Annotated in this window: 24 protein-coding genes; 11 read left to right on the forward strand and 13 right to left on the reverse strand. The window is 72.2% G+C overall.

The genetic code is table 11. From position 1 onward, the window contains the following. Positions 1-9: 9 nt before the first annotated feature. Positions 10-789: a DeoR/GlpR family DNA-binding transcription regulator gene (locus GCE65_RS12860; protein WP_152910270.1), complete on the forward strand. Its 780-nt coding sequence runs from the start codon at positions 10-12 to the stop codon at positions 787-789. A 55-nt stretch (positions 790-844) separates the two neighbouring features. Next, on the forward strand, positions 845-1,963 hold the full coding sequence (locus tag GCE65_RS12865; RefSeq protein ID WP_153878678.1) for an Mrp/NBP35 family ATP-binding protein: 1,119 nt from the start codon (positions 845-847) through the stop codon (positions 1,961-1,963). Positions 1,964-2,008: 45 nt separating this feature from the next. Here the strand turns inward: GCE65_RS12865 and GCE65_RS16320 are convergent, their stop codons facing one another. Next, a complete protein-coding gene (locus tag GCE65_RS16320; RefSeq protein ID WP_194165110.1) occupies positions 2,009-2,719 on the reverse strand; it encodes a hypothetical protein in 711 nt (236 codons plus the stop codon). A gap of 60 nt (positions 2,720-2,779) precedes the next feature. On the opposite strand from GCE65_RS16320, the gene GCE65_RS12875 reads away from it, so the two are divergent. Continuing rightward, entirely contained in the window at positions 2,780-3,466 is a 687-nt protein-coding gene (locus tag GCE65_RS12875; RefSeq protein WP_370460124.1) for an O-methyltransferase, read from the forward strand. Here the strand turns inward: GCE65_RS12875 and GCE65_RS12880 are convergent. The 5 genes from GCE65_RS12880 to GCE65_RS12900 all read right to left on the reverse strand — a co-directional run bounded on the left by GCE65_RS12880 (position 3,460) and on the right by GCE65_RS12900 (position 7,782). Further along, the gene (locus GCE65_RS12880; protein WP_153878679.1) at positions 3,460-4,989 is read right to left on the reverse strand and encodes a M17 family metallopeptidase; all 1,530 of its coding nucleotides are present in this window, start codon (positions 4,987-4,989) and stop codon (positions 3,460-3,462) included. The two genes, GCE65_RS12875 and GCE65_RS12880, sit on opposite strands and share 7 nt — an antisense overlap. After that, on the reverse strand, positions 4,989-5,156 hold the full coding sequence (locus GCE65_RS12885) for a DUF3117 domain-containing protein (protein ID WP_152910267.1): 168 nt from the start codon (positions 5,154-5,156) through the stop codon (positions 4,989-4,991). Before GCE65_RS12885 ends, GCE65_RS12880 begins: the two co-directional genes overlap by 1 nt. An 87-nt stretch (positions 5,157-5,243) precedes the next feature. After that, positions 5,244-5,462: a hypothetical protein gene (locus tag GCE65_RS12890; protein ID WP_152910266.1), complete on the reverse strand. Its 219-nt coding sequence runs from the start codon at positions 5,460-5,462 to the stop codon at positions 5,244-5,246. Next, positions 5,459-6,250: a TIGR00730 family Rossman fold protein gene (locus tag GCE65_RS12895; protein WP_152910265.1), complete on the reverse strand. Its 792-nt coding sequence runs from the start codon at positions 6,248-6,250 to the stop codon at positions 5,459-5,461. The genes GCE65_RS12890 and GCE65_RS12895 overlap by 4 nt, the downstream gene beginning before the upstream one ends. A 14-nt stretch (positions 6,251-6,264) precedes the next feature. After that, positions 6,265-7,782 carry an NAD(P)H-quinone dehydrogenase gene (locus tag GCE65_RS12900; RefSeq protein WP_370460125.1) on the reverse strand — a complete coding sequence of 506 codons (1,518 nt, stop codon included), beginning with the start codon at positions 7,780-7,782 and terminating at the stop codon, positions 6,265-6,267. Between the two features lie 49 nt (positions 7,783-7,831). Between GCE65_RS12900 and GCE65_RS12905 the strand changes: the two genes are divergently transcribed. From GCE65_RS12905 to GCE65_RS12920, 4 genes are all read left to right on the forward strand, one after another. Continuing rightward, entirely contained in the window at positions 7,832-8,674 is an 843-nt protein-coding gene (locus GCE65_RS12905; protein WP_153878680.1) for a purine-nucleoside phosphorylase, read from the forward strand. A 39-nt stretch (positions 8,675-8,713) separates the two neighbouring features. Further along, entirely contained in the window at positions 8,714-10,417 is a 1,704-nt protein-coding gene (locus GCE65_RS12910) for a phospho-sugar mutase (RefSeq protein WP_153878681.1), read from the forward strand. A 121-nt stretch (positions 10,418-10,538) separates the two neighbouring features. Further along, entirely contained in the window at positions 10,539-11,834 is a 1,296-nt protein-coding gene (gene ilvA / locus GCE65_RS12915; protein WP_153878682.1) for a threonine ammonia-lyase IlvA, read from the forward strand. 77 nt (positions 11,835-11,911) lie between these two features. Then, positions 11,912-12,544: a hypothetical protein gene (locus GCE65_RS12920; RefSeq protein ID WP_153878683.1), complete on the forward strand. Its 633-nt coding sequence runs from the start codon at positions 11,912-11,914 to the stop codon at positions 12,542-12,544. A 48-nt stretch (positions 12,545-12,592) separates the two neighbouring features. Here the strand turns inward: GCE65_RS12920 and GCE65_RS12925 are convergent, their stop codons facing one another. The 6 genes from GCE65_RS12925 to GCE65_RS12950 all read right to left on the reverse strand — a co-directional run bounded on the left by GCE65_RS12925 (position 12,593) and on the right by GCE65_RS12950 (position 18,737). Continuing rightward, a complete protein-coding gene (locus GCE65_RS12925; protein ID WP_153878684.1) occupies positions 12,593-13,549 on the reverse strand; it encodes a nucleoside hydrolase in 957 nt (318 codons plus the stop codon). Positions 13,550-13,618: 69 nt separating this feature from the next. Beyond that, positions 13,619-15,253 (reverse strand): ABC transporter permease, encoded by a 1,635-nt coding sequence (locus tag GCE65_RS12930; RefSeq protein ID WP_153878685.1) that lies wholly within the window; start codon positions 15,251-15,253, stop codon positions 13,619-13,621. 2 nt (positions 15,254-15,255) lie between these two features. Continuing rightward, entirely contained in the window at positions 15,256-16,044 is a 789-nt protein-coding gene (locus GCE65_RS12935; protein WP_153878686.1) for an ABC transporter ATP-binding protein, read from the reverse strand. Between the two features lie 6 nt (positions 16,045-16,050). After that, a complete protein-coding gene (locus GCE65_RS12940; RefSeq protein ID WP_152910306.1) occupies positions 16,051-17,127 on the reverse strand; it encodes an ABC transporter substrate-binding protein in 1,077 nt (358 codons plus the stop codon). A 36-nt stretch (positions 17,128-17,163) separates the two neighbouring features. After that, positions 17,164-17,742, reverse strand: a complete 579-nt coding sequence (locus tag GCE65_RS12945) for a TIGR00725 family protein (RefSeq protein ID WP_152910307.1) — start codon at positions 17,740-17,742, stop codon at positions 17,164-17,166. Beyond that, on the reverse strand, positions 17,739-18,737 hold the full coding sequence (locus GCE65_RS12950) for a carbohydrate kinase family protein (RefSeq protein ID WP_153878687.1): 999 nt from the start codon (positions 18,735-18,737) through the stop codon (positions 17,739-17,741). Before GCE65_RS12950 ends, GCE65_RS12945 begins: the two co-directional genes overlap by 4 nt. A 145-nt stretch (positions 18,738-18,882) precedes the next feature. On the opposite strand from GCE65_RS12950, the gene GCE65_RS12955 reads away from it, so the two are divergent. Genes GCE65_RS12955 through GCE65_RS12970 form a run of 4 tightly spaced genes read left to right on the forward strand, consistent with a single transcriptional unit; the run spans position 18,883 to position 23,013 of the window. Beyond that, complete coding sequence (locus tag GCE65_RS12955; protein WP_194928710.1) at positions 18,883-19,596, forward strand: GntR family transcriptional regulator; 714 nt, start codon at positions 18,883-18,885, stop codon at positions 19,594-19,596. 38 nt (positions 19,597-19,634) lie between these two features. Then, complete coding sequence (gene deoC, locus GCE65_RS12960; protein ID WP_152910310.1) at positions 19,635-20,660, forward strand: deoxyribose-phosphate aldolase; 1,026 nt, start codon at positions 19,635-19,637, stop codon at positions 20,658-20,660. 8 nt (positions 20,661-20,668) lie between these two features. Continuing rightward, positions 20,669-22,111: an aldehyde dehydrogenase family protein gene (locus GCE65_RS12965; protein WP_153878689.1), complete on the forward strand. Its 1,443-nt coding sequence runs from the start codon at positions 20,669-20,671 to the stop codon at positions 22,109-22,111. After that, positions 22,108-23,013, forward strand: a complete 906-nt coding sequence (locus GCE65_RS12970) for an aldehyde dehydrogenase family protein (protein WP_153878690.1) — start codon at positions 22,108-22,110, stop codon at positions 23,011-23,013. Before GCE65_RS12965 ends, GCE65_RS12970 begins: the two co-directional genes overlap by 4 nt. 2 nt (positions 23,014-23,015) lie before the next feature. Here GCE65_RS12970 and GCE65_RS12975 read toward each other — a convergent pair whose 3' ends face one another. Then, positions 23,016-23,825 (reverse strand): hypothetical protein, encoded by an 810-nt coding sequence (locus tag GCE65_RS12975; protein WP_152910313.1) that lies wholly within the window; start codon positions 23,823-23,825, stop codon positions 23,016-23,018. Positions 23,826-23,977 lie beyond the last annotated feature (152 nt).

Raw genomic sequence — 23,977 nt, forward strand, 5'->3', positions numbered from 1 at the left:
GCTGAATAGATGAATCGAGAAGATCGTCTCATTGCGATCCTCGACCTGCTGGGCGAGAGCGGAAGCCTCGGGGTCGGCGACCTCGTCGACACCTTCGGCGTCTCCCCCGCCACGGCCCGCCGGGATCTCGACGTGCTCGCCGATCGGCAGCTCCTCAACCGCACCCACGGCGGGGCGAGCGCGCAGTCCGTCGCCTACGACCTGCCGCTGCGCTACAAGCGCGGGCAGGCCGCCGAGGCGAAGACGGCGATCGCGATCGCGGCCTCGGAGCTCGTCCGGCCGGGGGCCCGGATCGGCCTGACCGGCGGCACGACGTGCACGGCCATCGCCACCCAGCTGAGCCGGCGCAGCGATCTCGAGGACGCCCGCCCAACCGTCGTGACGAACGCGATCAACATCGCCGCCCAGCTCGTGCTGCGCCCGCACATCAAGGTCGTCATGGTCGGCGGGGCGGTGAACCCGCGCTCCTACGAGCTCGCCGGGCCCCTCGCCGAACCGATCCTGCGGCAGATCCGGCTCGACATCGCCTTCGTCGGCATCAACGCCCTCGACCTCAAGGACGGCCCGTTCGTGCACGACGAGAAGGAGGCGCGGGTCAACGCGCTCCTGGCGGGCCGGGCCGGCGAGGCGTGGATGGTCGCCGACTCCTCCAAGCTCGGCAACCAGGCCTTCGCGGCCGTCGGTCCGCTGAGCGACTTCCGCGGCCTCATCACCGACGACGGCATCGCCGATGCCGAGCGCGACGCCCTCCGGGAGCGGGGGCTCGAGGTGCGGATCGTCCACCCCTGAGGGAGTCGTGATGTGGGCCACGGACGAGGCCGCGGGCCCGCCCTAGACTGGCGCCATGACCAGCGTGACCGTCGAGACCATCCGCAGTGCGCTCGAGGGGGTCCTCGACCCCGAGATCCGCCGACCCATCACCGAACTCGACATGGTGCGCGGCGTCGAGCTCTCCCTGACCGGCGCCGCTCGCATCACGATCGCCCTGACCACGGCGGGCTGCCCGCTGCGCGACACGATCACGCGCGACGTCACGAACGCGGCCCTCGGCGCGGGCGCGACCGAGGTCCACGTCGAGATGACGGTCATGACCCCCGAGGAGCGCACCGACCTGCGCACGAAGCTGCGCGGCGGGGTCGCCGAGCCGGTCATCCCGTTCAACGAGCCGGGCAACCTCACCCGCGTGCTCGCCGTCGCCTCCGGCAAGGGGGGTGTGGGCAAGTCCTCGGTCACGGCGAACCTCGCGGCGGCCATGGCGGCCGACGGTCTCAAGGTCGGGGTGCTCGACGCCGACGTCTACGGCTTCTCCATCCCCCGGATGCTCGGCGTCACGATGTCCCCGACGAAGGTCGACGACATGATCCTGCCGCCGCTCGCGGGCGACATCAAGGTCATCTCGATCGGGATGTTCACCCAGCCCGGCCGCCCGGTCGTGTGGCGCGGCCCCATGCTCCACCGCGCGCTCCAGCAGTTCCTCGCGGACGTCTTCTGGGGCGACCTCGACGTGCTCCTGCTCGACCTTCCCCCCGGCACCGGCGACATCGCCATCTCGGTGGCGCAGATGCTGCCCGGCGCGGAGCTGCTCATCGTGACCACTCCCCAGCTCACGGCCGCCGAGGTCGCCGAACGGGCCGGGATCATGGCCCGCCAGACCCAGCAGCGCATTGCCGGGGTCATCGAGAACATGTCGTGGCTCGAGCAGCCCGACGGCTCCCGGCTCGAGGTCTTCGGCTCCGGCGGCGGGCAGCGCGTCGCCGACCGGCTCTCGGAGATCCTCGAGACCGACGTGCCCCTCCTCGGGCAGGTCCCCCTCGAGGTGGCCCTCCGCGAGGGCAGCGACTCCGGCGTGCCCGTGGTCACGAGCGGATCGACCGCCGGCGACATCCTCACCGAGATCTCCCGCAGCCTCACCCACCGGGCCCGCGGACTCGCCGGCCGCAATCTCGCCGTCACGCCCCTGTAGCCGGGTCGCCTGTAGTCGGGTCGCCTGTAGTCGGGTCGCCTGCAGTCAGGTCGCCTCGGAGTCGAACGGCGCGGGCGGGAGGTCGCTCAGGTCGAGGCCGGCCGGCTCAGCGGGCACCGCGGGCACCGTGGGCGCCGTGGGCTCCGCGGGCTCGGCGAGGAGCGCCGTCGCGACCCCGCCGCCCGCCGGGGCCGTCTCCACTGCGGCGCCCCCCGCTGCGACAGCGGAGCCTCCCGGGGCCGCGCCCACGGCCGGCTCGGGCGGCGGGAGCGGCGCGGACGGTGCCGATGCCGCAGCGGCCTCGCCTGCGTCCGCATGCGTCCCCGGGCCGGTCACCGCGGCGGCTCCGGCGGCTCCGGCAGCCACGGCGGCTCCGGCGGCCCCGGTACCCGCGGCCCGAGCGGCCTCCGTCGCCGCCACGTGCTGGGCGGCCGCGGCCCGGGCCGCGCGCCGCTTCTCGGCCTCGGGGTCGGGCTGCGCGTCGGCGCTCTTGCTCGACGGCAGCACGTCGTCCAGGAGCGCGTCGCGGACGATCCGGCGGGGGTCGTACTGGCGCGGATCGAATTTGGAGAAGTCGAGGTCGGCGATGTCGTCGCCGAGCTCCTCCCGGAGCGCGGAGGTCGCGCCCGTGGCCATGTTCTTGAGGTTCTTCACCAGCCGTGCCAGCTGCTCGGCGTAGTGGGGAAGCCGTTCCGGTCCGATGACGACAACGGCTAGGACGAGGAGGATGAGAATCTCGTCACCGCTGATGTTCATGCGCGTCAGTCTAAGCGATGCGTGCCCGGCTCGGGCGCGCTGCCACCGCCGGGGGCCCCGGTGGCGCTACCATCGCCCCTGACGGCTCAGCCACGACACGGGAGGCCTACCATCGCTGCCGACAAGATCCAGAGTTGGGCCTACACCGAGGAGTTCGCGCTCGAGGATTCCGACGCGCTCGCCGCGGCGCACGCCCGGTCCGCCGAATTCGGCCTCGACCCGGTCTCCGCGGGCACGGGTGCGACGCTGCGACTCATCGCCGCCCTCCTCGACGCCCGGGCCGTGGCCGAGGTCGGCACGGGCACCGGCGTCTCGGGGCTGTGGCTCCTCGGAGGCATGAATCCCGAGGGCGTCCTCACCACGATCGACGCCGAGATGGAGCATCAGCGCGCCGCGAAGGAGGCGTTCGCCGCCGCGGGCGTCAAGTCCACCCGAACCCGCACGATCTCCGGGCGGGCGCTCGAGGTGCTCCCCCGGCTCGCCGACGCCGCCTACGATCTCGTGGTCATCGACTGCGACCCCGACCGCGCGGGCGACTATTGCGAGCAGGGCCTGCGGATGCTCCGCCCCGGCGGGGCGATCGCCGTGGTCAACGCCCTCTGGCACGATCGGGTCGCCGACCCGGCCCGCCGAGACGAGTCGACCGTGGCCATGCGCGAACTCGGCAGGCAGTTCCGTGCGGACGAGCGCCTCGTCACGGGACTCCTCCCGGTCGGCGGGGGCCTCCTGACCGCCGTGCGTCAGTAGTCGCGCAGGAACCGCAGCAGGGTGCGCGCGCCGAATCCGGTCGCGCCCTCGGTGAGGATGCCCGTGGTTCGCGCCGCCCGCCCCGGGCCGGCGATGTCGAGGTGCGCCCAGGGCACGTCCCCGGCGAAGTGGCGTAGGAACAGGGCGGCCGTGATCGAGCCGCCGCCCACGTGCCGGTCCCGGCTGATGTGGCTCAGGTCGGCCACCGGGGAGGTGAGCGCGGCGGCGTAGTCGTCCACGAGCGGCATGCGCCACAGCGCCTCGCCCGTCTGCTCGCCCGCGCTCTCGAGGCCGTGCGCGAGTCGGTCGGCGGTGGCGTACAGGGCGCCGTGCTCCTTGCCGAGGCCGAGGCTCGCCGCCCCCGTGAGGGTGGCGACGTCGATCATCGCCTCGGGCTCGTAGTGTGCGCGCGCCCAGGCCATGCCGTCGGCGAGCACCATCCGGCCCTCGGCGTCGGTGTTCCCGATCTCGACCGTGGTGCCGTCGGCGATCGTCACGATGTCACCGGGGCGGTAGGAGCCGCCGGAGAACGCGTTCTCGGCCATGGGCAGCACGCCCACGACCGAGGTGGCCACGCCGGCCTCGGCCGCGCCGAGGACCGCGGCGAGCACCGCCGCCGCCCCCGCCATGTCGGTCTTCATCGGGACCATCGCGGCCCGGGGCTTGATGCTGATGCCGCCGGTGTCGTAGGTGATCCCCTTGCCCACGAGCACGATCCGGCCCGGCTCGGCGCCGGCGGGGGTGTATTCGACCACGACGAGCCGCGGCGGCGTGGCCGAGCCGTTCCCGACGGCCGCGAGGCCGCCGAGCCCGTGCTCGCGTATCCACTGCTCGTCGTGCACGCGCACCCGCGTGGTGGCGGCACTCCCCCCGGAGCGCCGCCCGAGGGCCTCGACCGCGTCGACCGCCTGCTCGGCGAACCACTGCGGGTTCTTGACGTTGCTCGGCGTCGCGGCCCACCGGCGGGCGACGACGGTCGCCTCGGCCGAGCAGAGCCCGCCGGCGAGCGCGTCCGGGTCCACGCCGACGAGCCGGAACTGGTCGGCGGGCCCCGTCGGGCCCGGGCCCGCGCCGCGGAACGGGTGCCGGTAGGAGGCGAGCACGAGCCCCTCGACCAGGGCCGTGGCCGCCGGGTCCGTCAGCCCGGCCAGGTCGGCGATCGCCACCACCTGGCCCGGGCGCGCCGCCCGGGCGATGGCCGCGCCCGCCCGCCGCGCGTCGACGGCGGAGCCGTCCCCTCCGGCGAAGAGGAGCAGGGGCGGAAACTGGGCCCAGCGGTCGTCGTCCGCAATCACGGGCAGGGGCAGTGAGACCGCCTGCCCGGCCGCGCCCGTGACCTCGAGCCGCGCGAGCGTGCCCGCCAGGTCGAGGCCGAAACCGGCCGCGAGATCGGCACCCGCGCCGGACCCCGGCAGGAGCTCCGGCGCGTCCTCGCCGGGCGCGACGAGCAGCACGAGCGCGTCGACGCCGTCGAGGGCGCCGAACGCGTCCGTCGCACTCAGCAGCGGCAGAGCCGCCGTCATCAGGGTGCGACCGCGCTGAGCGCCTCGCTGAGTTCGGATGCCTCCGTGGCGTTCAGCTCGACCACGAGTCGCCCTCCACCTTCAAGCGGTACGCGCATGATGATGCCGCGCCCTTCCTTGGTCACTTCAAGGGGTCCGTCACCGGTCCGGGGCTTCATGGCCGCCATGTGCTCATCCCTGTCTGTCGAGTTGGTCGTGGCCGACCGGACGGCGGCTCGGGGCCTCCTGCCGGTCGCGTGTCCACGGGACGGTCCCTATTCTATGTCAGCGCCGGGCCCGGTCTGCTCTTCGGCCGGGCGAGGCCCGGGATTCCGCGGCATTCCCGCTGCCGCGGCGCTGGGTGCGGGGGCCCGCTCGGCGGGCGGCGGTTCGAGCGAGAGCCCGACCCGGCCCCGGCCGGCCGCGATCGCGCCGACGACGACGGCCGCCGCCATGACGGCGAAGGCGGCCATGACCCACGCGTCGGCGCTCATCCCTCGACCGGCTCCCCCCGCTGCTGCGCGACGGCCTGCTGCTCGCGCAGCACGGCGTCGGCGTTGGCGATATAGGCCACGGCCTCGACCGGATCGTCGGTCATGTGCATGAGGTCGACGTCGGTCGGCCCGATCGCCCCCCGACCGCCGGGAGCCGAACGCAGCCAGTCGAGCAGGCCTCCCCAGTACTCGCTGCCCATGAGCACGATCGGGAACCGGCGCACCTTGCCGGTCTGCACGAGGGTGAGCGCCTCGAAGAGCTCGTCCAGGGTGCCGAAGCCGCCGGGGAGCACGATGAACCCCTGGGCGTACTTGACGAACATCGTCTTGCGGGCGAAGAAGTAGCGGAAGTTCACTCCCAGGTCGACGTAGGGGTTCATCCCCTGCTCGAACGGCAGCTCGATCCCGAGGCCGACCGACGTGCCGCCCGAGGCCTTCGCGCCCTTGTTCGCGGCCTCCATGACGCCCGGCCCGCCGCCGGTGATGACCGCATAGCCCGCCGCGACGAGTTCGCGGGCCACCCGACCGCCGAGCTCGTACTCGGGGGAGCCGTCGTGGAACCGGGCCGAGCCGAAGACGCTCACCGCCGGGCCGAGGTCGGCGAGGGCGCCGAAGCCCTCGATGAACTCGGCCTGGATGCGCATGACCCGCCACGGGTCCGAGTGGAGCCAGTCCGGCTCCTCGTCCGCCGGCTCGAGGAGCCGTTCGTCGGTCGTCTTCTCGGGGATGAGCTTGCCGCTCAGCCGAACGGGTCCGCGCTGGTGGTAGTAGGCGGGATCGTGCGTCATGGAGGGTCCTCGGTTCAGGCGTGGGTGTCGTGCAGGATGCGGGCCGCTTCGGCCAACGACCCCGACAGGGATGGATAGACGGTGAAGGCGCTGGCCACCTGGTCGACCGTCAGCTGGTTCGTGACGGCGAGCGTGATCGGGTAGATGAGTTCGGAGGCGCTCGGGGCGACGACCACCCCGCCGAGCACGAGGCCCGAGGCGCGGTGGGCGAACAGTTTGATGAACCCCTCGCGGATGCCCTGCATCTTCGCCCGCGGGTTGCGGGCGAGGGGCACCATCGCGACCTGGCCGCGGACCCGGCCGGAGGTGATGTCGGACTCGCTGATCCCGACCGTGGCGATCTCGGGGGCGGTGAAGATGTTGGCGCTCGCGTGGGCGAGGTCGAGGGGCGCCACCGCGTCGCCGAGGGCGTGCCACATCGCGATCCGGCCCTGCATGGCGGCCACGGAGGCGAGGGCGTGCACGCCGGTGCAGTCCCCCGCGGCGTAGATGCCGCGGGCGGTCGTGCGGGAGACCCGGTCGACGTCGATGTGCCCGGCCTCGGTCGTGCGCACCCCGGCCTCGTCGAGCCCGAGGTCCTCGGTGTTCGGCACGGACCCGACGGCGACCAGGCAATGGGATCCGGCCACGACCCGGCCGTCCGCGAGTTCGACCTCGACCCCGTCGCCGGCCCCCGAAGTCACCCGGCGCACGGCGGCGGCCCGGGACCGGGAGAGCACGGTCATGCCGCGGCGACGGAACGCCCCCTCGATCACCTCGGCCGCATCCTGGTCCTCCCCCGGGAGCACCCGGTCGCGGGAGGAGACGAGGGTGACCTTCGCGCCGAGTCCCGTGTAGGCGCCGGCGAACTCGGCCCCCGTGACCCCCGATCCGACGACGATCAGGTGCTCGGGCAGCTCCGTCAGGCCGTACACCTGGGTCCACGTGAGGATCCGCTCGCCGTCCGGCTCGGCGGTGGGCAGCACGCGGGGCCGGGCCCCGGTCGAGAGCAGCACGACGTCGGCCTCGATCACCCGCCCATCCGCCACGACCTCGCCGTTGGCGTCGAGGCGGCCGTGGGCGTCGACGATCGCGACCCCCTCGCGTTCGAGGCGGGTGCGGATGTCCCTCGACTGGGCCGCCGCGAGCGTGAGCACCCGCGAGTCCATGCGGGCGAAGTCCACGGTCAGCTCGCCCTCGTGCCCGCACGCGGCCTCGAGGCCGAGCTCGTGCGCGCTCTCGGTCATCGTCGCCTGTTCGGCGGTCGCGATGAGCGCCTTCGAGGGGACGACGTCGGTGAGCACCGCCGAGCCGCCGATCCCCTGCCGCTCGACCACGGTCACCTCCGCGCCGAGCTGCGCCGCGACGAGGGCCGCCTCATACCCGCCCGGTCCCCCGCCGACGATCGCGACCCGGGCGTGGTCGCGGAACCCGCGCCGCCCCCCGCGTTCCGCCGTTCGGGTGGCCGTCGGTGCCGGTGCGGCGGCCGGTGCGGTGGCCGGTGGATTCGGGGCGATGGGGATCGGTGCGGTGGCGGAGAGCGGAGTGGTCACGGCTGCCATTGTGCCGTGCATCGACCGATGCTCACGATATCTTCGGTGGATGACTCCCGCCGCCGAGCCCGACGAGGCCGCCTCCCCCCGCCGACTCGCCCAGGACGCGGCCCGCGTGATCCTCGACGCCGCCGGACTCGACCGGGTCGACATCGCGCTCGTACTCGGCTCCGGCTGGGGCGGTGCCGCGGACGTGCTGGGCGAGACCGTCGTCGAGCTGCCGGCCGGCGAGGTGCCCGGCTTCGCCGCCTCGGGCGTGCCGGGCCACAGCGGCACCCTGCGGGTCGTGCGCTTCGCAGCCGGCGCGGACGGGTCGGCCAGGCACGCGCTCGTGCTCGGAGCCCGCACCCACTTCTACGAGGGCCGCGGCGTGCGGGCCGTCGCGCACGGCGTGCGGTGCGCGGCTGCGGCCGGCGCGACCACGGTCGTGCTGACCAACGGCTGCGGGGGCCTCGACCCCGAGTGGGCGCCCGGCACCCCGGTGCTCATCAGCGACCACCTCAACCTCACGGCGGCCTCCCCGCTCGAGGGGGCGACGTTCGTCGACCTGACCGACCTGTACTCGTCGCGGCTGCGCCGGGCCGCCCGCGCGATCGACCCGACCCTCGCCGAGGGCGTGTACCTGCAGATGCGCGGCCCCCACTACGAGACCCCGGCGGAGGTGCGGATGGCCCGCACGCTCGGGGCCGACCTCGTGGGCATGAGCACCGCGCTCGAGGCGATCGCGGCCCGGGAGGCCGGGCTGGAGATCCTCGGCCTCTCCCTCGTGACGAACCTCGCCGCCGGGATCTCGCCCACCCCGCTCGCCCACGACGACGTCGTGGCCGCCGGCCGGGCCGCGGCACCCCGGCTCGCCGGGCTGCTGGCCGAGATCGTGCGCACCATCGCCTGAAGCCACCCGCCCACGACATCACGACGCCGAAGGAGAGACATGCCCACGCCGACCGAACTCCACGCACGCGTACGAGCCTGGATCGACGACGATCCGGACCCGGGCACGGCGGCCGAGCTGACCGACGTCCTCACGCGTGCCCGGGCGGGCGACGCGGGCGCCGGCGCGGATCTCGCGGACCGGTTCGCCGGCCTCCTGCAGTTCGGCACGGCCGGCCTGCGCGGGCGGCTCGGGGGCGGTCCCGCGCGGATGAACCGGGCCGTCGTGATCCGGGCCGCGGCCGGGCTCTCGGCCCACCTGTGGCGCGTGCTCGGGGCGGCGCCGACCGTGGTCATCGGATTCGACGCCCGCCACGGCTCCGCGGTGTTCGCCCGGGACACCGCCGAGATCGTCGCGGCGGCGGGCGGGCGGGCGCTGCTGTTCGATGCGACCTGTCCGACGCCGCTGCTCGCGTTCGCGGTGCGGCAACTGGAGGCCGATGCGGGGGTCATGGTCACCGCCTCGCACAATCCGCCGCGCGACAACGGCTACAAGGTCTACCTCGGGGGCCGGGCGAGCGACGTGGCCGGGCGCGGGGTGCAGATCGTTCCGCCCGCGGACGCCGAGATCGCCGCGGCCATCGCGGCGGTGCCCTCGGTCGCCGCCGTGGACCGCAGCGAGGAGTCGGCCCGCGCGAACGGCGGGAGCATCTCGATCGTCGGCCCGGAGCTCGTGGACGCCTACGTGGCCGCGGCGATCGGGAGCGGCGGGGACGCCGCGGCGACCCCGGCCGGGCTGCGGATCGTGCTCACCCCGATGCACGGGGTGGGCGGGGCGGTGGCCACGCGGGTGCTCGCGGAGGCCGGCTTCGAGAACGTGACGCTCGTGGCCGAGCAGGCCGAGCCCGACCCGGACTTTCCCACCGTGGCCTTCCCGAATCCGGAGGAGCCCGGCGCCCTCGACCTGGCCATCGCGACCGCCCGGGCCGCGGGCGCGGACCTGATCATCGCGAACGATCCCGACGCCGACCGGGTCTCGATCGCCGTCCCCGCCGGCGACGGGTGGCGCCAGCTCACCGGTGACGAGGTGGGCGCCCTCCTGGGCGAGTACCTCGGATCCCGCACCGAGACGGGGGTGTTCGCGAACTCGATCGTCTCCTCCCGCCTGCTCGAGCGGATCGCGTCCGACCACGGCCTCGAGCATCGCACCACCCTCACCGGCTTCAAGTGGATCAGCCGCACCCCGGGGCTGGTCTACGGCTACGAGGAGGCGCTCGGCTACTGCGTCGACCCCGACCGGGTCCGGGACAAGGACGGCATCACCGCCGGCCTCGCGATCGCCCGGCTCGCCGAGGAGTCCGCCCGGGCGGGCCGGACCCTCGCGGACCTCCTCGACGACCTCGCGCGCCGGCACGGGCTGTACGCGACCGCCCCCCTGTCGGTGCGGATGGCCGACCTCGCCGCCATTCCGGCGGCGATGACCCGGCTGCGGGAACAGGGGCCGGCGACCCTCGCCGGTTCGCCCGTGACCTCGGCCATCGACCTGGCGGGCGGCGGCGACCTGCCGCCCACCGACGGCCTCGTCTACCTGACCGAGTCGGGCGACCGGGTGGTCGTGCGCCCCTCGGGAACCGAGCCGAAGATCAAGTGCTACCTCGAGGTGGTGCTCCCGGTCACCGGTGAGGTCGCCCCCGTCCGCGAGCGCGCAGCCGAGCGGTTGGCACGGTTGAGCACGGACATCGCGGCGGCGGCCGGGATCGGCTGAGCCGCCGATCGGGCTCCGGCCCGGTCGGGGCGAGCACAGGGCGCTCCGTCGGCCCTCTCCGCCCCGACCATGTGGGGGTGGAGCGGCGGTCCCCAGGGGGTCGAGTACTAGACTCGTCGGCGTGTCCACCGCCTCCCCCTCCGCCGCGACCGCCGCCCCCGTGGTGAGCGCCGCCGCGATCCGCGAGGCCACCCAGCGACTCCAGGGCGTGGTCGACCGCACGGCGCTCACCCACTGGAAGCGGATGAGCCGGGCCACCGGGGCCCGGGTCCTCATCAAGCGCGAGGATCAGCAGGCCGTGCGCTCCTATAAGGTCCGCGGGGCCCTCAACCTCATGCTCTCCCTCACCCCGGAGCAGCGGGCGCGGGGCGTGGTCGCGGCGAGCGCGGGCAACCACGGCCAGGGCGTGGCCGAGGGCTGCCACGACCTCGGGATCACCGGGCACATCTTCCTCCCGCGCACCACGCCGCGGCAGAAGCTCCAGCGCATCGGCGAGCTCGGCGGCGACATGGTGCACCTGCATTCCGTGGGCTCGACCTACGACGAGGCCTACGCCGCCTCGGCCGCCTATGCCCGGGAGCACGGTGCCGTGCCGGTGCACCCGTTCGACGATCCGCGCACGATCATCGGGCAGGGGACCGTGGCCAAGGAGATCCACGACCAGCTCGGCTCCTCCCCGGACATCGTGGTCGTGCCCGTGGGCGGGGGCGGGCTCATCAGCGGGGTCGCCTCCTACCTCGCGGAGGCGAGCCCGACGACGCGGGTGATCGGAGTGGAACCCGCCGGTGCGTCGTCCATGATCGCCGCGCTCGCCGCAGGCGAGCCGGTCACGCTGGCCGAGATCGACAACTTCGTCGACGGGGCCGCGGTGCGCCGGGTCGGCGACCTGCCGTATGAGATCGTCTCCCGCCTTCGGCTGCGGATGGCCGCCGTGCCGGAGGGGCGGCTGTGCTCGGAGATGCTGCGGCTCTACCAGACCGAGGGCATCATCACCGAGCCCGCCGGGGCGCTCGCGCTGGCCGCGCTCGGGCCGCTCGGCTCCGGCGCGCCCGTGGAGATCTCGCCGGGCTCGACCGTCGTGTGCGTGCTCACCGGCAGCAACAACGACGTCTCCCGGTACGCGGAGGTGATGGAGCGTTCGCTCGTGCACGAGGGGCTGCGGCACTACTTCCTCATCGACTTCCCGCAGCAGCCGGGATCCCTGCGGTTGTTCCTCGACGAGGTGCTCGGGCCCGACGACGACATCTCCCTGTTCGAGTACGCGAAGCGGTCGAACCGGGAGACCGGGCCCGCGTTCGTGGGCCTCACGCTCGGGCGGGCCGGCGACTACGAACCGCTGCTCGCGCGGATGGCGGCGACCGGACTCACGTATCGGGTGATCGCGCCGGACTCGCCGCTCTTCCACCTGTTCGTCTAGCCGGTCGCCCCGCGGCGCGGCGCGCGCGGGCGCGCCGATTCCCCGGCGCGTCGCCGTTCCCGGGATACCGTGGGGTCATGGCCGCCGACGACTGGTCCGACTTCGAGTTCGAGCGCAAGTTCCTGCTTGCGGACGGCGTGCCCGCGCTCACCGACGCCGACCCGTTCCCCGACGTCGTCGTGCAGTCCTACCTGCTCTCCCAGGACGGTTACGCCGTGCGCGTGCGCATCCACGGGCCCGCGCCGGCGGGGATCCGCGGGCTCGGGAGCGCCGCGGAGGTGATCGACGCGATCGGGGAGAACATCACCCTCGCGACGATGACCGCCAAGGGGCCCGCGGCCGGTGGCACCCGCTACGAGGCGGAGCGGGAACTCGATCCGCTCGTCGCGAGCCGGATGGTCGGGTTCGGCCACCACCTCGTGACGAAGGTGCGCCACTCCCTCTGGCTCGATGCCGACGGCTGGATCATCGACGAGTTCCTCCTCGAGAACGCGCCGCTGGTCATCGCCGAGGTCGAGCGCGGCGGGCCCGTGACCGACCTGATCATCCCCGACTTCTGCACGACCGAGGTCTCCGAGGACGACCGGTTCCGGAACGAGAACCTCGCCCTCGCCCCGTACCGCGGCTGGCACGAGAGCCACCGGCGCGAGCTCGCGATCACCGGGCCGCGATTCCTCCACGGTCTCGGCCAGAATCGGCTGCCCGGCTAACCGATTTCGGCTCGCCGGGCAGCCGGTCGCGCAGTCGATCGTGGAGCGCTACCCGTCGTACGCGGCGATGAGCGCGACCACCTCGTCCGCGATCCCGTCGTCGACGTCGAGCAGGACCGTGCAGTGCGCACCCTCCTGTGCGGGATAGCCCGCGTACTTGCCCCGCAGATCGCAGAGGGTGGCACCGTGGGACGGCCCACCGGAACAATCCACAGCCACGTCGACCACGGGTGCCTCATGGATCGTGAGGGTTCCCGCCGCGGCCGCCACCGCGATGGTGTCGTGCATCGTCGCGTTCCAGCTGTTGAACGCCGTGGCGGCACAGAAGTCGCCGTAGAACTGCAGGATCCCCGACATGTACCGCGCGGCCCGACCGCCCGCGTCCAGGATCGCTCGACGCTGCGGGCTGATCAGGACCTTCATCGTCACGTCGAGCCCGGCCATGATGATGTCCCAGTCGGCACGGAAGACCGCATCGGCCGCCTCCGGGTCGTGCCAGATATTCGCCTCGGCGACGGGTGTCGCGTTCCCCGGCGCCAGCGCGGCGCCGCCCATGATCGAGACGCCGGCGACGAGCGTGGGAAGTTCCGGTTCGAGCGCGAGTGCGACCGCCAGGTTCGTCAGCGGCCCGACCGCCACGAGCCAGGCCTCACCGGGATGGGCTCGGGCGACGTCGATGATCTGCTGCGCGCCCGTCGTCGACGCCGCCGGACCGACGGGCGCACCGTCGTAGACGTTCCCCTGACCGTCGTCGCCGTGCACGAAGAACCCGTAGCCGTGGGCCTCCCCGCGCAGCGACTGACCGGCGCCCTGCGCGACCGGTACTGCTCCGGCACCCACCAGCTCGAGGGTGTGCAGCGCATTGCGGGTCGCCGTGGCCACGTCCACGTTCCCCCAGACGGTGCTCACCGCCAGGAGGTCGATCTCGGGATGCAGCGCCGCATACATCAGTGCCATGGTGTCGTCGACACCGGGATCGCAGTCGAGAATCATCTTCGTCGGCATGGGTGCTCCTTCTTTTCGTTGACCCGAACGATCTGAGCGTGGCCCGTTCGGCCACGACGAGTACTGCTGTCACGTGAATTGCCGTCGCAACACCGCCTTCTCCAGCACCACCACGAGCGCATAGAGCCCGAGCGCGACACCTGTCATCACGACGACGTGCGCCCAGACGGCGATGTTGTTGCCACTGCTCATGGCCGTCGTGATGTTTCCGCCCACCCCTCGTCCCGTCGCTAGCCACTCGGCCAGGAGCGCCCCGTTGATCGCCGCGGGCACACCGATCTTGATCGCCGCGAAGAGCGCGGGCACGCACGCGGCGAGGCGCACCTTGCGGAGCTGTGCGGGGCGGCCGCCGCCGTACACCGCCACGAGTTCGAGCATCTCCTGCGGCGGGGTGCGCAGCCCCATCGAGATGTTCACCAGGCCGGGGAAGAACACGATCAGTCCGCCCAGAACCGCCACCGTCGCCGTCCCTCGCCCGAACAGCAGGATGATCACGGGTGCCATCGCCACCAACGGCACCAGCTGGATGACGAGCGCCCACGGCAGCACGACGTGCGACAGGGACGGGATGAGCGTCATCGCGACCGCGAGAGCGAAGGCGACGATCAGGCCGGCCACGAACCCCAGTCCCGCATCCGCCAACGTGACCGCGATATTCCCGAGGACGATCTCCCTATTGCCTGCCGCCGCCTCATCCACGAACAGGTAGCGCCAGACGTCACCGGGAGTCTTGCTGACGAACGGTGAGGCATCGATGGCCAACAGCCCGAGCCACCAGAGGAGGAGCAGGAAGGCCAGGGCACCGGCGCCCAGCACCACCGCAAGCCACGGGCCACCGCCGCGCCCGCCGGCAACCGGACCACGGCTGAGTTCCGCGCCACCTCCGCCCAGCCGGAGCCGGGCGAGTCGTTCGACCAGGGCGAGCAGCGCGAACCACCCTCCCGCCACGGCCGCGGACAGCAGGCCGATCGCGAACGTCCGCGGTGCGTCCACCTGTCGTTGGGCGGTGAGCAGCGCGGGGCCGAGCCCCTTGTCCACACCACCCGCGTATTCGCCGAGGATCGCCCCGAGCACCGCGATCGGCGCGGCGATCTTGAGCCCTCCGATGAGCGCCGGGACGGAGGCCGGCAATTGGACCTTGAGGAGCTGGTGCCGGCGCCTCCCGCCGTAGGCCTGGACGAGTTCCAGGCTCTGCCGGTCGGCGGACCTGAACCCGAGGACGGCATTCGTGTACACGAGGAAGAACACGAGCAGCGCGGCCAGGCAGGTCGCGGTCCGCGACGGATCACCGGGGCTCGGCGCCCCGAGGAGCAGGAAGACGACGGGCGCCACGGCGACCGGCGGCAGGCAGTACGTCACGACCGCCAACTGTGTTCCCGCACGTTCCAGGCTCGGGACCAGCAGGACCAGGACGGCCAGGAGTAGCGCGAGGACCGCTCCGAGTAGGTAGCCCTGGGCGGCCTCGACGAGTGTCACCTGGAGATTCGTCCAGTAGAAGCCCAGCCCGTCCGCGGGAAACTGCAGGAGGACCTCCAGCGGGGTGGGGAGCGCGCCGGGCCCGGTGAAGAACACCGACGCGACCGCCCACCACACCAGCAGGATCACAACGGAGCCGACCGAGCCGACGACGACCGGATGCGGCCCCTGCCCGCCCCGGCGCCGACGCGGCCTGCTGCCCGGACCTGCGATCTGGATACTCGCCATGGTCACACCATCGCCGCCTGTTGTTGGGTGAAGAGCAGTTCCGAGGCGTGATCCACCAGCGCGTGGAACTCCGCTGATCGCATCATCTCGGGGGTACGCGGGCGTGGTAGCGGCACATCGATGACCTCGATGACGCGCCCCGGCCGCGCACTCATCACGACGACCTGGTCGGCGAGGAACATCGCCTCGTCGATGCCGTGCGTGACGAGCAGCGTCGTGGCCGGGCGTTCCGTCCAGATGCGTTGAAGCTCGAGGTTCATCCGCTGCCGGGTCATGTCGTCGAGCGCCCCGAACGGTTCGTCCAGCAGCAGGATCTCGGGTTCTACGACGAGCGCACGGGCGATGGAGACCCGCTGGCGCATGCCACCGGACAGTTGTGCCGGCTTGGCATCCTCGAAACCCTGGAGACCGACCAGGTCGATGAGACCCTCGATCAGGCCGGGGGCGGGCTTGATCCCGGCGATCTCGAGCGGCAGTGCGATATTGCCGCGAACGTGACGCCACGGCAACAGGGCCGAGTTCTGGAAGGCGATCCCGAGTTCATTCGAACGGCGTATCGTCTCCGGATCACGATCGTGCACGGCCACCGCGCCCTCGGTCGGGTCGTCCAGGCCGGCGAGGATGCGAAAGATCGTCGACTTCCCGCACCCCGACGGCCCCAGGAGCGCCACGAACGAACCGCGCGCCGTCGTGACCGACACGTCACGCAAAGCGGTCACGGCCGCATCGCCGCGCCCGAACGTCTTCGTGAGGCCACGGATACGGAAACCATCCGTGTTCGGCGTGTTCATCGCGACCTACTTCGCCTGCTGCAGATCGGGATGCTCCTGGTAGATCTCCTGGAGCAGGGTCATGTCGAAGACGTCGTCTGCTGCGACGTCGATCCCCGCATCACCGAGCGATTCCAGGTTGCCGGCGATCTGTTCATCCGTCAGCAGTAGGAGGCTGCCCTCGCCACCGGGCAACAGGTAGTCGGCGAAGCGCTGGGCGCGCGCCTCCTGAGTGGCCCGATCGAGCCCGAGATCGCTGCCGTACGTGTCCATCGTGAGCTGGACGGCCAACTCCGGGTCGTCGATCGCATCGGCCCAGCCTCGCAGCTCAGCCACCAGGAACGCCTTGACCGCATCGCGATCGTTCTCGATCGCCTCGGTCGTCACGGCGTACGCGAGCCCGCTCACGGGCAGGCCATGATCGGCGAAGGGCATCGACACGACGTCTCCGTTCTCGATGGCCACCAGTTCACTGGTCTCGAAGGTGAAGTAGCCGTCCACCTCGCCGCCCGAGATCATCCCGACGTTCCCGATCCCCGGAACGAGCTGGACCTCATCGGCCGCGATGCCGTTGGCCTTGAGGAGGGCCTGCACGATGATCGTGGCCGTACCCTCGGGCACGGCGATGGTTGTGCCGATCAGGTCTGCGGGTTCCGTGATCGCGCCCGCGCCCGGCAGGGACATGATCGTGAACGCGTTTCGCTGCTCGAGCACGCCGACGATCCGTATGGGCGTGTCCTGATTCGCGACCATGCTCGCGGTTCCGATGGGTGTCGTATAGCCGACCTCGGCGTTCCCGGCGGCCACGGCGGCCTCGACGGCGGTCGGCCCGGCGATGAGATCGACCTTCCCGAAGCCTTCGTCCTCGAAGTACCCGTCGGTTTCGGCGATGTAGTCGCCCGCGTACCCGACCTCCTTGAGGTAGGAGAGCTGGATGGTCAGCGTGCCGTCCGCCGCGAACACGGAATCGCCGGCCGCTCCATCGGGCGAGCCGTCATCGCCGGATCCCGTCGACGAACAGGCGGCGGTGAGAGCGAGTACGGCCGCGGCGGCGAGAGCACCCCGAGCGGCGCCGCGGTTCAACTGGATCTGCATTCTGGTCATGATGTCCTCCAAGCGTCGACATGCTCGATCGGTGAATTAGTGGCCTGCAGCGCCCGTGAGCGCGCTGAGCCGACTGCCCAGTCGCTCTTCCCGGCTGCGGGCGAGGGCGATCTGTGCGGCTTCTTGCGGGGTTGCCGCGAACGAGATCGGGGTGACCTGTCTCGCATCGATCCACTGGTCGTCGATGAGGTTCGGCCGGATCCGATCCGCCCACCCACCGGATCCCGCGAGCGCAACGATCGGAGTACCCGCGTCGTATGCGATGGTGATCTCGTTGAGGGTTCCCACGCCTCCCCCCACCACGATGACCGCGTCGGCGCAGCGCGCCGTCAGGAAGTTGCGGATCGTCCCCATGCCGGTCGGGAGCGACAGGTCCAGGTATTGGTTCGCGTGTTCGTGATCTGCGTACGGCAGGAACCCGACGGTGAACCCGCCGGCCTCCTGGGCACCTCGGCTGGCGGCCGCCATGACGCCGTCGGTGCCCCCGCTGAGGAGGACCGCGTCGCTTCGCGCGATCGATCGCCCGACCTCGGCCGCGAGGTCCAGCAGGCCCGGGGGCAACTGCGTGCCCGCGGGGGCGGCGTTGCCCAGCACTCCGATGGTTGTTCGTCTCATAGTCTCCGTGCACCTTTCTCGATGGTCGTGGTTCGTGACTCGATGTCGTGAGGATCGACGGCGAGCAGCTCGAGCGGCTGCAGCACCGTCGTGGCGAAGGACGCGCACGCCGAAGCGGCACACGTCGCTCGCAGCAGTGAGTCCCCACGGACGACGGCGGTTGCGAAGGCACCGCAGAAGACGTCTCCCGCACCCGTCGGGTCGCGCACGAGATGGCCTCGGTAGGCCGGAACGTGCCACATCGACGCCGCATCGCCCTCGGCGATCCAGGCGCCCGCGGCACCGTCCTTGAGCACCGTCGTGCGCGCTCCGAGGGCCCGAAACGCGGCGACCGTCTCGAGCGGAGTCTGGTCCGGGTCGAAGACGGCCGAGTCCGACGTGCTCGGCAGGAAGACGTCCAGTTGCTCCAGCAGCCCGTCGAGCACGTGAATGCCGGTCTCGAGCAGGTCGTGACGCGACGGGCAGTCGGCCTGGACGTAGGGCGCGCCGACACCGGCGAGATACGTGACCAGCTCGCCGAACCGGCTCACCGGGAGAAGGCCCATGTGCCAGGGGTGGGACGCGCGGCCGGATCGCGCGAGGTCGGCGGGGGTCGACAGGGTCGGCAGCACCTGCGCCGGGTCGAGGGTCGTGTCCACGAAGGCACCTTGCGCCGACCGGGGCAGCTGGAGGATCCGCTCGCGTGGCGCCGGGCCGATGCGCTCGCCGTCGAGCTCGTAGGCGAACGTGACCCGGGTGCTGTCGATCTCGGAGTCTCTGCGCACGTGATCGACGCGCATACCGGCCGCGGCGAGTGCGGTGAGCACGTCGGGGTCGTAGTCACGGCCGGCCACGGTGTGCAGCGCGACGTCCGCACCGAGCATGACGGCGCCCGCGGCGGCCCACAAGGCATTGCCACCAGGGCTGTCGGTGACGTATGTCCCATCGCTACTGATGACGCTGTCGAGCGTGAGGCCACCGATGACCTCAAGTGTTGTCGTGCCCACGGTCCGCATCGGCGCTGCTCCTTCGCAGTGAATGTCCGCTTTGGTACAACATACTCATGCAGCTTCGATCTGACAAGCATGTCCCGTCCGAGACATTCGTCTTATGACCGGCCCATCGGCCGCGGCAGAGGCGGAATATTGGCATGATGGCTTCATGGACATCCAGCCAATTCGAGACGCACGGCCCCTGGCCGTCCAGGTCTATGACGCGTTGTACCAAGTGATCACCGAGGCGGGGCGTACGGCCGGAGACACCGTCCCGACCGAGTTGGACCTGGCCCAACAGCTCGGGGTGAGTCGCCGGATCGTGCGGCAGGCGCTGACTTTGTTGGAGGAGGACGGGCTGCTCAGTCGCGGGCAGGGCCGCCGCCGCGTCGTGGCGGGCCTGTCGCAACCGAGGCCCGACAGCGGGCCCACGCCGATCGAGGACATGTTCGGGCACGGACAGGGCGCATCGCTCACGGTATCCCGACGCGCCACGACCCACGCCACGAGATGGAGCGGAGAGCACCTGGAGGTCCCGCTCGGCACCCCGCTGCGCGTGTGGCAGAGCCATCTGGACCTCGACGGCGAGCCCGCACTCGACGCCCTCGAATTGAGCCACCCCGACTGGGCACCCATCTCGGACACCGGCTCCACGAGCATGCTCCAGGCGGTGGATCCGGCGATCCGCAGCCAGGCCCACTACTCCCTGGTTCAGACCGGCTATGCGGATTCCCGCCTCGACCCGCCGCCGCCGGGAGCCCGCGTACAGGGGCCCGGCGTACTCGTCCTCACCGTGGTCCTCAACCACGGCGCGCGACCGGTCTACCTGGCGAAGTACATCATCTCGGCGCGGCTCACGCCCATCAGGCTGACGCGCAGATGAGAGGTAGCGCTTCCGGGGCCTCGCTTTATACTCGCCCCATGACACGCACCACCGCCGGTGCTCCACCGGCCCTCCGCCCCTGGCATCGCAGCGCCGCCGAGGTCGCGGCCACCGCTGCGGGCATCGTCGGCACGGATTCGCTCACGTCGGCGAATCTGGGCCGGTACCTGCACGGGCTGCCGGGGGTCGACAAGGTCGGTGCCGACGCGCGCGCGGGGATGCTCTCGACCCGCTCGATCAAGACCTCGGCCAAGGCCTGGGCGCTCGATGCGATCATCTCGATGATCGACCTGACCACCCTCGAGGGCGCCGACACCCCCGGCAAGGTCCGGTCCCTCGTGGCCAAGGCCCGCACCCCCGATCCGAGCGATCCCGGCTGCCCCCGGCCGGCGGCCGTGTGCGTCTACAACGACCTCGTGCCCGTGGCCCTCGAGGCCGTGGCCGGAACCGGGATCCACGTCGCGGCCGTGAGCACGGCCTTCCCCTCGGGGCGGGCCTCCCGCGCGGTGCGCCTGGCCGACACCGCCGACGCCGTGAGCGCCGGCGCCCACGAGATCGACATGGTCATCGATCGCGGCGCCTTCCTCGCCGGAGACTACGCCCGGGTGTTCGAGGACATCGTGGCCGTGCGTGAGGTGTGCCGGTCCCGCCCGGAGCCCGCCCACCTCAAGGTCATCCTCGAGACCGGCGAACTGGTCACCTACGACAACGTCCGCCGCGCCTCCTGGCTCGCCATGCTCGCCGGCGCCGACTTCATCAAGACGTCCACGGGCAAGGTGAACCCGGCGGCCACGTTGCCGGTCACGGTGCTCATGCTCGAGGCGGTGCGTGACTTCGCGGCGCTGACCGGCGTGAGCGTGGGCGTCAAGCCCGCCGGCGGCATCCGCGGCTCGAAGCAGGCCGTGCACTACCTCGTGGCGGTGAACGAGGTGGCCGGGGAGACCTGGCTCGACCCCGAGCTGTTCCGCTTCGGCGCCTCCTCCCTGCTCAACGACGTGCTCGCCCAGCGCCGCAAGCTCACCACCGGTGCCTACACCGGACCCGACTACATCACGATCGACTGAGGTATCCCATGGTCTTCGAGTATGCGCCCGCCCCGGAGTCGCGCTCCGTGGTCAGCTTCGACTCCAGCTACGGCCTCTTCATCGACGGCGAGTTCACCGACGGCGCGGGCACGACGATGAAGACGATCAATCCGGCCACCGAGGAGGTGCTCTCCGAGGTCTCGGTCGCCGGGGAGGAGGACGTCGACCGCGCCGTCGCCGCGGCCCGGAAGGCCTTCGAGAAGGTCTGGAGCCGCACGCCCGGCTCGGAGCGCGCGAAATACCTCTACCGGATCGCGCGGATCCTGGCCGAGCGCTCGCGCGAGTTCGCCGTGGCCGAGACCCTGAACAACGGCAAGCCGATCCGGGAGTCGCGCGACGTCGACGTGCCGCTGGCGAGCGCCTACTTCTTCTACTACGCCGGGTGGGCCGACAAGCTCGACCATGCCGGCTTCGGCCCCGCCCCCCGCCCGCACGGCGTCGTGGGGCAGGTGATCCCGTGGAACTTCCCGCTGCTCATGCTCTCGTGGAAGATCGCCCCGGCGCTGGCCACCGGCAACACCGTGGTGATCAAGCCCGCCGAGACCACCCCGCTGACCGCGCTGCTCTTCGCCGACGTGCTGCGCCAGGCGGGCCTGCCGCCCGGGGTGGTCAACATCCTCACCGGCGCCGGGCCCACGGGTGCGGCCCTCGTCGCCCACCGGGGAGTCGACAAGATCGCCTTCACCGGGTCGACCGCCGTGGGCAAGGGGATCGCCCGCGCGATCGCCGGCACCCGCAAGGTCGCCACCCTCGAGCTCGGCGGCAAGGCCGCGAACATCGTGTTCGACGACGCCCCGATCGACCAGACCGTCGAGGGGATCGTCAACGGCATCTTCTTCAACCAGGGCCAGGTGTGCTGCGCCGGATCCCGGCTGCTCGTGCAGGAGAACATCCACGACGAACTGGTCGAGCGGCTCAAGGTCCGCCTCGGCACGCTGCGCGTGGGCGACCCGATGGACAAGAACACCGACGTCGGCGCGATCAACTCCGCCGCCCAGCTCCAGCGCATCACGGACCTCGTGCAGGCCGGCGAGGACGAGGGCGCGATCCGTTGGTCGCTCGACTGCGGGATCCCCACGAACGGGTTCTGGTTCCGCCCGACCCTGTTCACCGGGGTGTCCCAGTCGCACCGGATCGCGCAGGAGGAGATCTTCGGGCCCGTGCTCAGCGTCATCACCTTCCGCACCCCGGCCGAGGCGGTCGCCAAGGCGAACAACACCCCCTACGGCCTCTCCGCCGGGATCTGGACGGAGAAGGGCTCGCGGATCCTGTGGATGGCCGATCAGCTGCGCGCCGGCGTCGTCTGGGCGAACACGTTCAACAAATTCGATCCCACGAGCCCGTTCGGCGGCTACAAGGAGTCCGGTTACGGCCGCGAGGGCGGGCGCCACGGCCTCGGCCCGTACCTGGTGGAAGGAACCACGCGATGAGCCCCACGACCACGAGCGCGGCCGGCGACCGGCGCCTGGGCGTTCCCAAGACCCACAAGCTCTTCATCGGCGGAGCGTTTCCGCGCTCCGAATCCGGTCGCACCTACGAAGTGACGACGTCGCGCGGCGCCTTCGCGGCGAACGTCGCCCAGGGCTCGCGCAAGGACGTGCGCGACGCGGTCCGGGCTGCTCGAGCGGCGCAGTCCGGCTGGGCGGGGGCCACCGCGTACAACCGCGGGCAGGTGCTCTACCGGGTCGCCGAGCTCATGGAGGGCAGGCGCGCCCAGTTCGAGGCGGACGTCGCCGCCGGCGAGGGGATGAGCGCCGCGCGGGCGAGCGCCGTCGTCTCCGCCGCGATCGACCGGTGGGTCTGGTACGCGGGCTGGGCGGACAAGATCGCCCAGGTCGCCGGGAACGCCAACCCCGTGGCCGGCCCGTTCTTCAACATCTCCTCCCCCGAGCCCACCGGGGTCGCCGGCGTCCTCGCCCCGCAGGCGTCCTCGCTGCTCGGCCTCGTCTCCGTGCTCGCGCCCGCCGTCGTCTCCGGGAACACCGCCGTCGTGCTCGCCTCGCAGGAGCGGCCGCTGCCCGCCGTCGCCCTCGCCGAGGTGCTCGCGACCTCGGACGTTCCCGGCGGCGTCGTCAACCTGCTCACCGGCCGCACCGCCGAACTCGCGCCTCCGCTCGCGGCCCACCAGGACGTCAACGCCCTCGACCTCGCCGGCGCCGTCGGCGCCGAGAATGTGACCTGGGGCGAACTCGAGGCGGCCGCCGCCGACAGCCTCAAGCGGGTGCGCCGCCCCGCGGCCGAGGTGGAGCCGGACTGGACGGCGGAGCAGTCGCTGCGCGGGATCCTCGCGTACACGGAGACCAAGACGGTCTGGCACCCCAAGGGCACCTGACCTCAGGCTCGCACGCGCCAGGCCAGCCCGTGGTCGCAGCCCGGGCGGCGGGCGCCCGTGGCGAGATCGACGAGGAGCCGCGCGGCCAGGGCCGGGGTCGCCCCCGAGACCGCCATCTCGAAGGAGCGCCGGGAGCACTCGGGCACGGCCCGCCCGCCCGCGACGACGCGCAGGTCGAGCGGCACGCGCAGGCCCCGCTCGGCGGCCTCCTCGTCCGCGGCCTCCCCGCTGCAGCGGCTCGTGCACAGGATCGACCCGACCCCGGCGTCGATGAGTCGGGCCGCCCCGCGGCGCATGCCCCGCCGGGTGCCGTCGTGCACCGCGACGGCCGGTTCGGCGATCCGGCCGTCGTCGACCGCGCGGGCGTACGGGGAATACCGGCTGACCCGGCCCCGACCGTGCGTGTCGAGCTGGGGCTCCGAGGCGAGGCAGCCGATCCGGTCCTCCCGCTCGAGCAGGTACTCCAGCGCCGCGTCGACGCCCTGGGTGGGGCAGCCGTGCAGGCTGTCGAAGTGGGGGCTGGGCCGGAGGGGATGCGCCACGAGCAGCCGCGCCCCCGCGCGGGCGCGCTCCTCCAGCTCGTGGTGGGTCGCCAGATCCTCGATCGGGGCCCCGAGGTAGGCCGCATCGGGCCGGATCCGGTCGAGCGCATCCAGCCACCCCTCCGGCCCGGGGGCGAGCACCGGCAGCAGTCCGTGCGGGGCGAGGAGCCGGCCCGCCAGTTCGAGCAGGCGCAGGTCCTCCGGATGGTCCAGGTCGGTCAGGTTGAGCACCACGACCCCGGAGCCGCCGCCGGAATCGGGCCGGTTCACGGCGTCACGACCTCGGCCGCGTCACTGTGTCACGTCGATCCCGCATCAGGCCTCCCCGCTGGTTCTGGGCACGCCGCATCGAGGTCCCCGCCGCCGCATCGATGCATCGGCCGGGCACAACGAAGGATCCCGCCCCGTTTCCCCCGATGCTA

This window comes from Pseudactinotalea sp. HY158, from assembly GCF_009660225.1.
Classification (GTDB): Bacteria; Actinomycetota; Actinomycetes; order Actinomycetales; family Beutenbergiaceae; genus HY158.

What these genes read in the sequence shown, in the direction of transcription:
- GCE65_RS12860 (WP_152910270.1), top strand. Translation starts at nt 10, where the DNA reads ATGAATCGAGAAGATCGTCTCATTGCGATCCTCGACCTGCTGGGCGAG.
- GCE65_RS12865 (WP_153878678.1), top strand. Translation starts at nt 845, where the DNA reads ATGACCAGCGTGACCGTCGAGACCATCCGCAGTGCGCTCGAGGGGGTC.
- GCE65_RS16320 (WP_194165110.1), bottom strand. Translation starts at nt 2,719, where the DNA reads ATGAACATCAGCGGTGACGAGATTCTCATCCTCCTCGTCCTAGCCGTT.
- GCE65_RS12880 (WP_153878679.1), bottom strand. Translation starts at nt 4,989, where the DNA reads ATGACGGCGGCTCTGCCGCTGCTGAGTGCGACGGACGCGTTCGGCGCC.
- GCE65_RS12885 (WP_152910267.1), bottom strand. Translation starts at nt 5,156, where the DNA reads ATGGCGGCCATGAAGCCCCGGACCGGTGACGGACCCCTTGAAGTGACC.
- GCE65_RS12890 (WP_152910266.1), bottom strand. Translation starts at nt 5,462, where the DNA reads ATGAGCGCCGACGCGTGGGTCATGGCCGCCTTCGCCGTCATGGCGGCG.
- GCE65_RS12895 (WP_152910265.1), bottom strand. Translation starts at nt 6,250, where the DNA reads ATGACGCACGATCCCGCCTACTACCACCAGCGCGGACCCGTTCGGCTG.
- GCE65_RS12905 (WP_153878680.1), top strand. Translation starts at nt 7,832, where the DNA reads ATGACTCCCGCCGCCGAGCCCGACGAGGCCGCCTCCCCCCGCCGACTC.
- GCE65_RS12910 (WP_153878681.1), top strand. Translation starts at nt 8,714, where the DNA reads ATGCCCACGCCGACCGAACTCCACGCACGCGTACGAGCCTGGATCGAC.
- GCE65_RS12920 (WP_153878683.1), top strand. Translation starts at nt 11,912, where the DNA reads ATGGCCGCCGACGACTGGTCCGACTTCGAGTTCGAGCGCAAGTTCCTG.
- GCE65_RS12925 (WP_153878684.1), bottom strand. Translation starts at nt 13,549, where the DNA reads ATGCCGACGAAGATGATTCTCGACTGCGATCCCGGTGTCGACGACACC.
- GCE65_RS12930 (WP_153878685.1), bottom strand. Translation starts at nt 15,253, where the DNA reads ATGGCGAGTATCCAGATCGCAGGTCCGGGCAGCAGGCCGCGTCGGCGC.
- GCE65_RS12935 (WP_153878686.1), bottom strand. Translation starts at nt 16,044, where the DNA reads ATGAACACGCCGAACACGGATGGTTTCCGTATCCGTGGCCTCACGAAG.
- GCE65_RS12940 (WP_152910306.1), bottom strand. Translation starts at nt 17,127, where the DNA reads ATGACCAGAATGCAGATCCAGTTGAACCGCGGCGCCGCTCGGGGTGCT.
- GCE65_RS12945 (WP_152910307.1), bottom strand. Translation starts at nt 17,742, where the DNA reads ATGAGACGAACAACCATCGGAGTGCTGGGCAACGCCGCCCCCGCGGGC.
- GCE65_RS12950 (WP_153878687.1), bottom strand. Translation starts at nt 18,737, where the DNA reads ATGCGGACCGTGGGCACGACAACACTTGAGGTCATCGGTGGCCTCACG.
- GCE65_RS12955 (WP_194928710.1), top strand. Translation starts at nt 18,883, where the DNA reads ATGGACATCCAGCCAATTCGAGACGCACGGCCCCTGGCCGTCCAGGTC.
- deoC (WP_152910310.1), top strand. Translation starts at nt 19,635, where the DNA reads ATGACACGCACCACCGCCGGTGCTCCACCGGCCCTCCGCCCCTGGCAT.
- GCE65_RS12965 (WP_153878689.1), top strand. Translation starts at nt 20,669, where the DNA reads ATGGTCTTCGAGTATGCGCCCGCCCCGGAGTCGCGCTCCGTGGTCAGC.
- GCE65_RS12970 (WP_153878690.1), top strand. Translation starts at nt 22,108, where the DNA reads ATGAGCCCCACGACCACGAGCGCGGCCGGCGACCGGCGCCTGGGCGTT.